This window comes from Pantoea sp. Taur (genome assembly GCF_009830025.1).
Lineage (GTDB): Bacteria > Pseudomonadota > Gammaproteobacteria > Enterobacterales > Enterobacteriaceae > Pantoea > Pantoea communis.
The window spans coordinates 40,226-52,363 of the sequence record NZ_SZZZ01000008.1 but is presented as its reverse complement, the minus strand read 5'-3'; the positions used below and the strand labels follow the sequence as shown (position 1 = coordinate 52,363).

The window sequence follows — 12,138 nt, the reverse complement described above, 5'->3', positions numbered from 1 at the left end:
AACGGAATTACTTCACTTGCTGTTCAAAACGACGCAGCAGTTCGTTTCCGCGCTTCACAGCGTTATCCAGTGCAGCCTGAGGAGCCTGTTTGCCCGTCCACACGCCTTCCAGCTCTTCGTCCACAATGGTACGAATCTGTGGCATGTTGCCCAGACGCATGCCTTTGGTGAACGGCAGTGGATCTTTGTTCAGCATCTGACGCGTGGCGATGTCTGCGCCTGGGTTCTTGTCATAGAAGCCCTGTTGCTTGGTCAGCTCATATGCAGCAGTGGTGATTGGCAGGTAACCGGTCTTCTGGTGCCATTCTGCGGCGATTTCTGGCTGAGCCAGGAACTTCATGAACTCTGCTACGCCCTTGTAGGTGTCGGCATCTTTGCCTTTCATCACCCACAGGCTCGCGCCGCCGATGATGGCGTTCTGCGGTGCGTTAGGCACAGTTGAGTCATAAGGCATCATGCCGACGCCGAAGTTGAACTTAGCGTAATGCTTGATATCCGCCAGAGAGCCGGAAGAAGCCGTGGTGATGCCGCAATCGCCGTTGTAGAACTTCGCGGTGGATTCATCTTTACGACCGAAGTAGGTGAAATCACCCTTCTTGTTCATGTCTTCCAGCATCTGGATGTGGCGCACCTGAACCGGCTTGTTGAATTCCAATACCGCGTCGGTACCGTCAAAGCCGTTGTTTTTGGTGGCAACCGGCAGTGCATGCCAGGCGCTGAAGTTTTCGATTTGAATCCAACCCTGCCAGCCGCTGGCGTAACCACAAGTCATGCCCGCTTTACGCAGTGCGTCGGCGTCTTTTGCCAGTTCCTGCCAGGTTTTAGGCGGCTGGTCTGGGTTCAGACCGGCTTTCTTGAAGGCATCTTTGTTGTAGTACAGCACTGGGGTTGAGCTGTTGAACGGCTGAGAGATCAGCTGGCCATTGCTGTCGCTGTAATAACCTGCAACCGCTGGCACGAACTGTTTTGGATCCATCTGCACGCCCGCGTCTTTGAACACGTCATGCACAGGCACGATAGCTTTTGAAGCCATCATGGTCGCCGTACCCACTTCGTAAACCTGCAGAATCGCCGGTGCTTTACCGGTACGCACAGCAGCGATACCCGCTGCCAGGCTCTGCTCGTAGTTACCTTTGTAAGTCGGTACGATTTTGTATTCTGGGTGAGCCTGGTTAAAACGTTGTGCCAGAGAATCGACTTCTTTGCCTAACTCGCCTTCCATTGAGTGCCAGAAAGGAATGTCAGTGGCAGCCAGCGCGTTACCACTGAGCGCCAGACCAAGCAAAACACTCATCAGGCGGGGACGAAGCGTAAAAGCGGACATAAGTTTTTTCCTGTGCTGTTAGGTACGCGCGATATCACGCATTTTTTTGTTCGCGAAGTAACATGACACGGGGAAATGACGGATTAATAACAGGTTTATGACGGGAATGTGACGGAGATTGCGCGTATTAGAAAGTTTAAAGTGGCACAAGTTATCTCAAACTTGAGCCACTGTTTAGACCGCCAGCGTTGCAGTCAGACCGCACCTTTTATCAGACCGTCGGCGGCGCAGCCAGATTGCGGGCGGACAGCGCACAGCCACCGGAACGTACTCTTAGTACGTGAGGATGGCGAGCACTGCCCAACCGCAAGCTGGCAAGTAAGCCAGGTCAGGCGCCGAGGTAAGCGCTGCGTACCGCTTCGTTGGACAGCAACGCTTCACCACTGTCTTCCAGCACCACATGACCGTTCTCCAGTACGTAGCCGCGATCGGCGAGCTTCAGCGCCTGGTTAGCGTTTTGCTCCACCAGGAAAATGGTCATGCCCTCTTTACGCAACTGTTCAATCGTATCGAAAATCTGCTGAATAATAATCGGCGCTAAACCTAAAGAAGGTTCGTCGAGTAACAGCAAACGCGGCTGACTCATTAGCGCACGACCGATCGCCAGCATCTGCTGTTCACCACCGGACATGGTGCCCGCGCGCTGCACTTTACGTTCAGCCAGACGCGGGAACAACTGATAAACCCGCTCAATGCGCTCCTGATACTGCTGGCGCGTGGCAAAGAAACCGCCCATCGCCAGGTTCTCTTCCACCGTCATCCGGGAAAACACGCGGCGGCCTTCCGGCACAATCGCAATCGCTTCACGCATGATTTTGGCGGTTTGCCAGTCGGTGATCTCTTTGCCGTCGAAGATAATAGTGCCACTGGTGGCACGCGGTTCACCGCACAGGGTGCCGAGCAACGTGGTTTTACCCGCGCCGTTAGCCCCAATCAGGGTGACAATTTCACCCTGACTGATGTGCAGGTTGATGTTGTGCAGTGCCTGAATCGGGCCGTAATGGGCACTCACCCCTTGCAACGTTAAAATTGGGTTTGCCATATTACGCCTCACCTAAATAAGCACGGATCACATCTGGATTGTTACGCACTTCTTCCGGCGTACCGTTAGCCAGCGGTGTGCCCTGGTTCACCACATAAATGCGGTCAGAAATGCCCATCACCAGCTTCATATCGTGTTCGATTAACAGCACCGAGACCTTATGCTCACCGCGCAGTTCGGCAATCAGTTCGTCCAGTTCGTGGGTTTCGCGTGGGTTAAGTCCTGCGGCAGGCTCATCCAGCATCAGGATTTCCGGACGCGTCACCATGCAGCGCGCAATCTCCAGACGACGCTGCTGGCCATAAGCGAGGTTGCCCGCCTGGCGATTGGCCAGCTCCAGCAGGCCGATGCGATCCAGCCAGGTGGCAGCACGATCCAGCGCTTCACTCTCCCCGCGACGGAACGCCGGGGTTTTGAACAGGCCGGAGAACACGCCACTTTTCAGGTGCTGATGCTGCGCGACCAGCAGGTTTTCAATCACCGTCATCTCACGGAACAGTCGCACGTGCTGGAAAGTACGCACGATGCCCATACGCGCAATCTTCTGGCCTGGCTGGCCCTGCAACTCCTGATCGCGCAGTTTGATGGTACCGCCGGTCGGCTTGTAAAAACCGGTCAGGCAGTTGAACACCGTGGTTTTACCGGCACCGTTCGGCCCGATCAGTGACACGATTTCCTGGGGATGCAGTTCCAGCGCCACATTGTTGACGGCCAACAGCCCGCCAAAGCGCATCATCAAGCCTTCAACGGCTAACAAAGGCTGACTCATGCCTGCTCTCCTTGTTTACTGCTTTTCAACTTCAGGTGTGGACGCTTCATCGGCAACAATCCTTGCGGACGCCAAATCATCATCAGCACCATCAAACCACCCAACACCAGCATGCTGTACTCGTTCAGATCACGCATCAATTCGCGCGACACCACCAGCAGCACGGCCGCGAGGATCACCGCAAACTGCGAACCCATGCCGCCCAGTACCACAATCGCCAGCACAAAGGCTGATTCGACGAAGGTGAAGGATTCCGGGCTAACAAAACCCTGACGTGCGGCAAACAGCGTGCCAGCAAAACCGGCGAACACGGCGCTGATGGTGAAAGCGGTCAGCTTGATGCGTGTTGGGCTGAGCCCCAATGAACGACAGGCGATCTCATCTTCACGCAGCGCTTCCCACGCGCGACCCAATGGCATACGCAGCAAACGGTTAATCACGAACAAGGTCAGCACCACCAGCAGCAGCGCCACCAGATAGAGGAAGATTACACGGTGGTTAGGATCGTACTGCAGGCCCGTTAGCTCATGGAAAGTAGTCCAGCCGCCTTCACTGACGCGACGCCCAAACTCAATGCCAAACAGGCTTGGTTTAGGAATCTGCGCGATACCGTTTGGACCGCCGGTAATAGAGGTGCTGTTGAGCAGCAGAATACGCACGATCTCACCGAAGCCGAGCGTCACAATCGCCAGATAGTCACCGCGCAGGCGCAGTACCGGGAAGCCGAGCATCAGGCCAAACGCACCTGCGACAATCCCCGCCAGCGGCAGGCTTTCCCAGAAACCAAAACCGTAATAGTGATTGAGCAGCGCAAAGGTGTAAGCGCCGATGGCATAGAAACCACCGTAGCCCAGCACCAGCAAACCAGACAGGCCGACGACCACGTTGAGGCCGAGACCGAGCATCACGTAGATCAGCGTTAATGTGGCGATATCGACACTGCCGCGCGACACCAGAAACGGCCACAGCACCGCAGCAACAATCAACAGCGCCATCACCAGCTTTTGCTTTGGCGTCGAACCATCGAAGCCCGGCAGCACAAAGCCTTTACCGCTGCGTTTGAACTTTCCATGGAACACCGGGCGCAGCAGCTGGAAGACAAAAACCACCGCACAGCCGATGAAAATCCAGTTCCAGCGCGCCGCGCCAGCGTTAGCCACCACCAGTTTGGTGCCATCAAGATCAAGACGGACGCCCATAAAGAAAGTGGCGAGAATCAGTAACATCACCGTTGAAATCACGGCATTGACCAGACCGAGGCGTTTCATACTTTCTCTACCTCCGGACGGCCCAGAATGCCGGTAGGCATCACCAGCAGCACCACAATCAGCAGTGCGAATGACACCACATCTTTGTATTCGGTCGACAGATACGCCGAGGTCAGCGCTTCAGCGATACCGAGCACCAGACCACCAATCATCGCGCCAGGAATACTGCCGATGCCGCCCAGTACCGCAGCAGTAAACGCCTTCATCCCAGCCATAAAGCCGATGAACGGGTTAATAGAGCCGTAGAACTGGCCGAGCAGCACGCCCGCCACCGCCGCCATCGCCGCACCAATAATGAAGGTCAGTGAAATCACGCGGTCAGTGTTAATCCCCAGCAGACTGGCCATTTTCAGGTCTTCCGCACAGGCGCGGCAGGCGCGGCCCATACGTGAATAACGAATAAACAGCGTCAGGGCCAGCATCGAGAGGAAGGTCACGACCCAAATCACCAGCTGCATGGTGGAGAGCGTGGCAGCAAAGCCGTTGCTCTCGCCCAGCGTCCACTGGCCGGTAATCAGGCTTGGCAACGCCAGATCGCGCGAACCTTGCGTCAGACTGACGTAGTTCTGCAGAAAGATCGACATCCCAATAGCCGAAATCAGCGCGATTAAGCGCTTAGAGGAGCGCACGGGCTTATACGCCACGCGCTCAATGCTCCAGCCGTAGGCGCTGGAGATGATCACCGCCATCACGAACCCGGCGGCAATCATCAGCCACGTGGTATCGATACCCATCATCATCAGGGCGGCAATCACAATAAAGGAGACATAACTGCCGATCATATACACCTCGCCATGGGCGAAGTTGATCATGCCGATGATGCCGTAAACCATGGTGTAACCAATGGCGATCAGCGCGTAAGTGCTCCCGAGGGTGACCCCGTTGAACATCTGCTGAATGAAATAGAGAAACTGCTCGGACATAGTGAGGACCTGCATGTGGACTAAAAATCCCCTCTCCCTTTTGGCAGAGGGTTAGGGTGAGGGAACAGGCGCGCGGGATCTCATCAAGACGGTACGCGCTGTCCCTCCCCCAGCCCTCTCCGGCAAAAGAGAGGGCCAATCTATTTAAGCTTGGGAATTACTTAACAGCGGTAGAGGAACCGTCTTTGTGCCATTTGAAGACACCAAATTCGAAGCCCTTCAGGTCGCCTTTCTGATCCCAGTTCAGGTTGCCCATCACCGTTGGAACCGCTGCGCCCTCTTTCAGGTTTTTAGCAATGGCATCTGGCTCAGCGCTCTTGCTACGTTCAATACCGGCCACCAGCGACTGAATGGCCGCATAGGTGGTCCAGACGAACGGACCGGTTGGATCTTTACGGTTTGACGCGGTATTGGCTTTGATGGCTTCAACAATCGCCTTGTTCTCTGGCAACTGGTCATAACGTTTCGGCAAGGTGACGTACAGGCCTTCAGATGCATCACCGGCGATGTTAGACAGTGAGGCGTTGCCTACACCTTCTGGTCCCATGAAGCCAGCAGTCAGACCGGCTGCTTTTGCCTGACGCAGAATCTGGCCCAGCTCTGGGTAGTAGCCACCGTAGTAAACGAAATCGACGTTTTCTTTCTTCAGACGCGCAATCAGCGTAGAGAAATCTTTATCGCCCGCGGTGATACCTTCGAACAGCACCACATTGCCGCCTTTGGCTTTCAGGGTTTTCTGCACCGATTCGGCCAGTCCCTGACCGTACTGCTGCTTGTCATGCACCACAGCGATACGTTTTGGTTTGATCTCATTGAGAATGTAAGTTGCAGCGGTTGGACCCTGATCGGAATCCAGACCGGTAGTACGCAGCACATCCGCATAGCCACGCGCGGTCAGCTCTGGTGCGGTTGCCGCTGGGGTGATCATCAGAATGCCTTCATCGTTATAGATGTCGGAAGCAGGCTGAGTAGAAGAGGAGCACAGGTGGCCGATCACATACTTGATGCCGTCGTTAACCACTTTGTTGGCCACTGCAACCGCTTGTTTCGGGTCACAGGCGTCGTCATATTCCACGCCAACCAGTTTGTCACCGTTCACGCCACCTTTGGCGTTGATGTCCTTAATGGCTTGCGCTGCACCGGTGAACTGCATATCACCGTATTGTGCAACCGGACCAGTTGCTGCGCCAACGATGGCAATCTTGATATCTTTCGCCAGTGCCGCGTGGCTCAGCGCCAGCGCAACGCAACCCGCCAGTAATGCGCGTCCTTTACTCATTTTCATGCGAACTTCCCCATCTGTTGTGTCGTGTGTCGTTGTGTTTGGTTTATTTTCTGCCAGTCAAAGAGGAAAACTGATTCAAGAATAATGAGTTAGCGCTCTTTTCTGGCATTTATTGGTAATAAGGCTTTATTTTTCAGGTTATTAAACAGGAACTTTCTTCTGTAAATCAACTGACATATTCAGTATTAGTCGCGTTGCACAGCAGAATCATCTGGTTTTTATGGCCGGTTATTAGCCAAAATGCCAGCGCGTTATGCTGGCTTTTTCAGCTAACATTGATGACTTCCTCCACAATCCTGGCAAAGTGGCTGGCATTTGACCTATTTTCATCGCAAAAAAGTGACAGCACGCTGACTGTCTAAATTCGCTACACTATGGCCTTTCTGGCAGTACAGGTAAGGGTAATGAAGCTCACTATTCAGCGAATCACCGCACTCACGCCGCAGGATCGGTTGGATTTAGCTAAAGTCTGGTCGCAGATCGATATTTCGCAACTTGAGGCTGCATTAAGCGAGACGCAGCGGTTGTATGCGGCAAGGTTTAACGATCGTCTGTTGGGCGGGTTGCAGCTGGAGATTTGTGGCACGCAAGGGAAGATTTCACACCTCACCGTGCGCGAAGTGACGCGGCGTCGCGGCGTCGGGCAATATTTGCTGGAGGACACCATAGCGCAGAATAGCGCGCTGGCGGATTGGTGGGTAGCCGATGACGGCGAAGACGATCAGAGTGTGCGCGCGGCCTTTATGCAGGCCTGTGGTTTTCGCGCGCAGGCCGATGGCTGGGTGCGCTAATTATTGCGGACACGTAACGGCGCGATTTATCGCGCTGTCCTGAAGCGCCAGGGTTGGTGACTGATGCGCAATACATTGCGCGGCTACGGACTTCGTGCAAATAAAAAGGGCGACTATAAAGTCGCCCCGTTTTTCACCTGATGGTTCTCAGGCTTCAATCGCCATACGCAGTTTCTTCATGGCGTTCTTTTCCAGCTGACGCACACGCTCTGCAGAGACGCCATATTTGTCGGCCAACTCCTGCAGCGTGGTTTTGTTCTCATCATCCAGCCAACGGGCGCGGATGATGTGCTGGCTGCGCTCATCAAGGCTCAGCATGGCATCGCTCAGCTTATCAGCAGCGTGCGCATCCCAGTTATCCTCTTCAATGCCGTCGGCAAAGTCTGAGGTTTTATCCTGCAGATAGAGTACCGGTGCCATCGGCTTACCTTCGCCAGCTTCGTCATCCGAAGACATGTCGAAAGTCATATCCTGCGCGGCCATACGAGATTCCATCTCGAGGACATCTTTGCTGCTCACGCCTAACTCGCGCGCAACCATCTCCACTTCATCCTGATTAAACCAACCAAGACGCTGTTTGCTTTTACGCAGATTAAAGAACAGCTTGCGCTGCGCTTTCGTGGTCGCGACTTTCACGATACGCCAGTTACGCAGCACGTATTCGTGAATCTCTGCTTTGATCCAGTGCACGGCAAATGACACCAGACGCACGCCAACTTCAGGGTTGAAGCGACGCACCGCCTTCATCAGGCCGATGTTACCTTCCTGAATCAGGTCCGCCTGTGGCAGGCCGTAACCTGAGTAGTTACGAGCAATATGAACAACAAAGCGCAGGTGAGACAGGATCAGCGTCTTAGCTGCATCCAGATCGCCCTGGTAATGCAGTTTCTCCGCTAATGCCTTCTCCTCTTCTGCCGTTAATACCGGCCAGTTGTTGGCAGCCCGGACATAAGATTCCAGGTTACCCAGAGGCGCAATCGCTAAAGTTTGCATTTCTTTGGTCATTCAAACCCTCACAAATTCAATGGACTTGCTGCGCGGTATTTTGCGCAGACGTTACATTATGTCAACGTCGCGAAAAAACCAAAAGCAATCTGTGCTACTTGGACGACAAAGTTATCCACAAGTTCAATATTAGCAGTGAATATTTTACACACAGATGACGGCGGGGAAAATAGGAAGATTCCTCTGCTCCCAGATCGTCGGCAGCAGAGGAAGAGTATATCAAAAAACGTTGCTGTTGGTTACTGCGGCGTAAATCGGCGTAAATGTTGTACAGTGGCTAACCATGCGGCAACCCAGCCAATAATGGCGGCGATGAGCAGCAGTAGCAGCCCTTCGTCCCAGGAAAAACCTTCAAGAACAAAGGTGGTGCCAAACACCGTCGCCACCTGCGCTACGACTGATTGCAGACGCAGTACCAGCACTTCGGACAGCAGCAGTGAAAGCACTGCACCACTGAAACCTAACAGCGCGCCGCCATACAGGAACGGACGCAAGATAAAGCCGTCGGTGGCACCAATCAGCTTTTGCACGTTAATGGTATCGCGACGGGCAAAGATGCTCAGGCGCACGCTGTTACCAATCACCAGGAACACCGCCACCACCATCAGCAGACCAATCATCGAAGCAATTTGCCCTACCAGCCCGGTTAACGCCGCTAAACGGGCAAACCAGCTGTCATCCATGCGCACTTCATCCACACCCTGCACTTTCGACACGCGGTCGCGCAGGTTAGCCATAGTGTCTGAATTCTGGAAATTCAGTTTCGGCGTGATGATGGCCACGGCAGGCAGCGGGTTTTGCTCCAGCATGTCCATTGAACCGCCGAAACCAGACCAGTTACGGAACTCATTCAGCGCTTCTTCACGGGTCAGATAGTTAACGTTATCCACGCCATCTAACTTTTTCAGCTCAGCAGCGACATTCTCAGCCGCCGTATCATCCAGCGCTTTATCCAGATACACCGTCAACTGCGGTGCCGGATACCACTGCGTCGCCGCCTGGCTGACGTTTTTCCACACCATATAGCAGACGCTCGGCAGCGTCAGCGAGATGGCAATCACCATCACGGTCAGCAGCGTGGCCAGCGGCTGACGCCACATATCCGAGAGCGTACCGCGCAGCGCATAGCGCCACTGCTCCTGCCAGCCGCCTTTCAGCGCCTTACTTTTTGAAGGCGCCTTCGCCGCCTTCGGCGCCGCTGGGCGCTTATTGCGTTTATTGACCATCATGACCTCCGTGCAGGCGTCCCTGATTCAGCGTCATCAAGCGGTAATTGCGGCGGGCAATCAGCCCGGTGTCGTGCGTCGCCATTAAGACGGTCACACCAACACGATTGAACTCTTCAAACAGGCGCAGAATGTCTTCTGACAGGGCATCATCCAGATTACCGGTGGGTTCGTCCGCCAGCAGCACCGCAGGTTTGTTCACCACCGCGCGGGCAATACCCACACGTTGCTGTTCACCACCAGAAAGCTGGATCGGATAACTCTTCGCTTTGTCGAGCAAGCCGACTTTATCCAGCGCTGCCGATACACGGCGACGAATATCTTCACCACTGGCGCCGGAAATGATCAGTGGAATCGCCACGTTGTCATAGACCGAACGATCCATCAGCAAGTGGTGATCCTGGAAAATCATCCCGATCTGACGTCGCAGGAAAGGCACTTCGCTGCGACGCAGACGTGAAATATCGTGGCCGCTAAACCAGATTTGCCCGGCGCTCGGGCGCTCAATGCCACAAATCAGCTTCAGCAAGGTACTTTTCCCTGCGCCGGAGTGGCCGGTCAGGAATGCCATTTCGCCGGGGCGAAGATGGAAATCCACTCCCTGCAGCGCCTGACGTCCTCCCAGGTATGCTTTACTGACCTCTTCAAAGCGAATCATCCCAATCATTCCTCTCGGGCAAACAGTGCCTCAATAAAGTCTGCGGCCTTAAACGGCCGTAAATCCTCGATGCCTTCCCCGACACCGATATAACGAATCGGAATGCCAAACTGATCGGCAACCGAGAAGATCACACCACCTTTGGCGGTGCCGTCGAGCTTGGTCAGCGTGATGCCTGTCAGTCCCACCGCTTCATGGAACAGTTTGGCCTGGCTAACGGCGTTTTGCCCGGTGCTGGCATCGAGGGTTAACATCACTTCATGTGGTGCATCCTCATCCAGCTTTTTCATCACGCGGGTGATTTTTTTCAGCTCTTCCATCAGATGGGCTTTGTTCTGCAGGCGACCAGCGGTATCTGCAATGAGTACATCGACGTTGCGTGACTTCGCGGCCTGAATGGCGTCGAAGATAACGGAAGCCGAGTCAGCACCCGTATGCTGAGCCACCACAGGAATGTTGTTACGCTGACCCCAGACCTGAAGCTGTTCCACTGCTGCTGCACGGAAGGTATCACCTGCCGCCAACATCACTGATTTGCCCTGAGCCTGATATTGACGCGCCAGCTTACCGATAGTGGTGGTTTTACCCACGCCGTTGACGCCTACCATCAGGATAACAAACGGCGTTTTGCCGCCCACATCCAGTGGCTGATCAACCTTTTCCAGAATGCCGGCCATTTCACTTTTCAGCAGGCCGTAAAGTGCTTCAGCATCACGCAACTGCTTGCGGTTAGCCTGCTGCGTCAGATTGGTGATGATGCGGCGCGTGGTCTCTACACCCACATCAGCAATCAGCAACTGCTCTTCCAGCTCTTCAAACAGGTCATCATCGATTTTTTTGCCGCGGAACAGGCTAACAAAACCGGAACCGAGGTTTTCTCGGGTTTTGACCAGGCTGCGCTTGAGGCGAGCAAAGAAGCCCTCTTTGGTCGGACGATCCTGCTCCTGCGTGACCAGCGGCGCTGCGGCCAGCGGTAAATCGCTGACGGTATCCTGCGCTTCGGCTTCAGCGTCTTCCGCATAGGTTTCGGCCAACGCCAAGGCTTCAAGTTCTTCGTCGCTTAACGCGTCGTCTTCCGATTCAACGGCTGCTGCTTCGATTTCCGGCTCATGCTGCGCAACGAGTGGCTCAACAGCCGCTTCCTCGATCTCTGGCTCATGCTGCGCAACCACTGGCTCAACGACCGCTTCTTCGATCTCTGGCTCGTGCTTCGCAATCACTGGCTCAACGACTGCTTCTTCGATTTCCGGCTCGTACTGCGCAACTACTGGCGCAACGGACGCTTCTTCGATCTCCGGCTCGTGCTGCGCAGCTGGCGCTTCAACAATCAGTTCTTCTGCCTGAGGCTCTTCTTCGACAGGTGCTACGTCCGGATGGATTTCCTCCTCCGGTAGCACTTCCTCTTCAATTGCCGTGATCGGCTTGGACACCACCACTTCCGGCTGTGCCCGTTGTTCTTCGGCTACGTGCTCAGTGACGGCAACCGTCTCTTCCGCCTGCGCTTCGGCGCTTGCTAACGCGCTCTCTTCAGCGATCGGCTGTTGCGCCGCTTCGGCCGGTTGCTGCTCTTCCGCAGGCTGCTGCTTCTCTTCTTCTTTGCCAAAGCCTAGCCAGGAAAAAAAGCCACGTTTTTTCTCTTTTGCCATTGTGTAACCACACTCCTCGATGGCTTATTCCCGGTAGCACGCTGTTCCCAGGGGATAAAAAATTCAATTTTTTGTTCGTGAGCGGCGTAAAAATCAGGCAATTACGCGCGCCATATCAACTCAGTAGTCTAACACTTTCCAGCCAGCGCACCACAGCACCCTTTTTTACGTTTCTTCTGCCTGCCACGCCCGTTAAACTAC

At 54.5% G+C, this 12,138-nt stretch carries 11 protein-coding genes; 1 reads left to right on the top strand and 10 read right to left on the bottom strand.

Annotated features, from left to right (window positions below):
* Positions 1-7: 7 nt before the first annotated feature.
* The 6 genes from ugpB to FD744_RS12730 form a co-directional block, all read right to left on the bottom strand.
* Positions 8-1,324, bottom strand: a complete 1,317-nt coding sequence (ugpB, locus tag FD744_RS12755) for a sn-glycerol-3-phosphate ABC transporter substrate-binding protein UgpB (RefSeq protein WP_034827028.1) — start codon at positions 1,322-1,324, stop codon at positions 8-10.
* Between the two features lie 328 nt (positions 1,325-1,652).
* Positions 1,653-2,366 carry a high-affinity branched-chain amino acid ABC transporter ATP-binding protein LivF gene (gene livF / locus FD744_RS12750; protein ID WP_034827030.1) on the bottom strand — a complete coding sequence of 238 codons (714 nt, stop codon included), beginning with the start codon at positions 2,364-2,366 and terminating at the stop codon, positions 1,653-1,655.
* 1 nt (position 2,367) lies between these two features.
* Positions 2,368-3,135 (bottom strand): high-affinity branched-chain amino acid ABC transporter ATP-binding protein LivG, encoded by a 768-nt coding sequence (gene livG, locus FD744_RS12745; protein WP_034827032.1) that lies wholly within the window; start codon positions 3,133-3,135, stop codon positions 2,368-2,370.
* The gene (locus FD744_RS12740; RefSeq protein WP_160868400.1) at positions 3,132-4,403 is read right to left on the bottom strand and encodes a high-affinity branched-chain amino acid ABC transporter permease LivM; all 1,272 of its coding nucleotides are present in this window, start codon (positions 4,401-4,403) and stop codon (positions 3,132-3,134) included. Before FD744_RS12740 ends, livG begins: the two co-directional genes overlap by 4 nt.
* Positions 4,400-5,326, bottom strand: coding sequence for a high-affinity branched-chain amino acid ABC transporter permease LivH (livH, locus tag FD744_RS12735; RefSeq protein ID WP_034827036.1), 927 nt, complete (start codon positions 5,324-5,326; stop codon positions 4,400-4,402). Before livH ends, FD744_RS12740 begins: the two co-directional genes overlap by 4 nt.
* A gap of 157 nt (positions 5,327-5,483) precedes the next feature.
* Positions 5,484-6,611, bottom strand: coding sequence for a branched-chain amino acid ABC transporter substrate-binding protein (locus FD744_RS12730; RefSeq protein ID WP_045815772.1), 1,128 nt, complete (start codon positions 6,609-6,611; stop codon positions 5,484-5,486).
* A 404-nt stretch (positions 6,612-7,015) separates the two neighbouring features.
* Between FD744_RS12730 and panM the strand changes: the two genes are divergently transcribed.
* Positions 7,016-7,402 (top strand): aspartate 1-decarboxylase autocleavage activator PanM, encoded by a 387-nt coding sequence (panM, locus tag FD744_RS12725; RefSeq protein ID WP_160868399.1) that lies wholly within the window; start codon positions 7,016-7,018, stop codon positions 7,400-7,402.
* A gap of 147 nt (positions 7,403-7,549) precedes the next feature.
* On the opposite strand, the gene rpoH is transcribed toward panM, so the two are convergent.
* From rpoH to ftsY, 4 genes are all read right to left on the bottom strand, one after another.
* Complete coding sequence (rpoH, locus tag FD744_RS12720) at positions 7,550-8,407, bottom strand: RNA polymerase sigma factor RpoH (RefSeq protein WP_034827057.1); 858 nt, start codon at positions 8,405-8,407, stop codon at positions 7,550-7,552.
* A 239-nt stretch (positions 8,408-8,646) separates the two neighbouring features.
* Entirely contained in the window at positions 8,647-9,633 is a 987-nt protein-coding gene (gene ftsX / locus FD744_RS12715; RefSeq protein ID WP_058960044.1) for a permease-like cell division protein FtsX, read from the bottom strand.
* Entirely contained in the window at positions 9,623-10,291 is a 669-nt protein-coding gene (ftsE, locus tag FD744_RS12710) for a cell division ATP-binding protein FtsE (protein ID WP_034827061.1), read from the bottom strand. The genes ftsX and ftsE overlap by 11 nt, the downstream gene beginning before the upstream one ends.
* A gap of 5 nt (positions 10,292-10,296) precedes the next feature.
* Positions 10,297-11,937, bottom strand: coding sequence for a signal recognition particle-docking protein FtsY (gene ftsY / locus FD744_RS12705; RefSeq protein ID WP_160868398.1), 1,641 nt, complete (start codon positions 11,935-11,937; stop codon positions 10,297-10,299).
* Positions 11,938-12,138: the final 201 nt, after the last annotated feature.

Excerpts from the sequence above, each read along its gene's own strand:
- ugpB (WP_034827028.1), bottom strand. The coding sequence starts at position 1,324 with ATGTCCGCTTTTACGCTTCGTCCCCGCCTGATGAGTGTTTTGCTTGGT.
- livF (WP_034827030.1), bottom strand. The coding sequence starts at position 2,366 with ATGGCAAACCCAATTTTAACGTTGCAAGGGGTGAGTGCCCATTACGGC.
- livG (WP_034827032.1), bottom strand. The coding sequence starts at position 3,135 with ATGAGTCAGCCTTTGTTAGCCGTTGAAGGCTTGATGATGCGCTTTGGC.
- FD744_RS12740 (WP_160868400.1), bottom strand. The coding sequence starts at position 4,403 with ATGAAACGCCTCGGTCTGGTCAATGCCGTGATTTCAACGGTGATGTTA.
- livH (WP_034827036.1), bottom strand. The coding sequence starts at position 5,326 with ATGTCCGAGCAGTTTCTCTATTTCATTCAGCAGATGTTCAACGGGGTC.
- FD744_RS12730 (WP_045815772.1), bottom strand. The coding sequence starts at position 6,611 with ATGAAAATGAGTAAAGGACGCGCATTACTGGCGGGTTGCGTTGCGCTG.
- panM (WP_160868399.1), top strand. The coding sequence starts at position 7,016 with ATGAAGCTCACTATTCAGCGAATCACCGCACTCACGCCGCAGGATCGG.
- rpoH (WP_034827057.1), bottom strand. The coding sequence starts at position 8,407 with ATGACCAAAGAAATGCAAACTTTAGCGATTGCGCCTCTGGGTAACCTG.
- ftsX (WP_058960044.1), bottom strand. The coding sequence starts at position 9,633 with ATGGTCAATAAACGCAATAAGCGCCCAGCGGCGCCGAAGGCGGCGAAG.
- ftsE (WP_034827061.1), bottom strand. The coding sequence starts at position 10,291 with ATGATTCGCTTTGAAGAGGTCAGTAAAGCATACCTGGGAGGACGTCAG.
- ftsY (WP_160868398.1), bottom strand. The coding sequence starts at position 11,937 with ATGGCAAAAGAGAAAAAACGTGGCTTTTTTTCCTGGCTAGGCTTTGGC.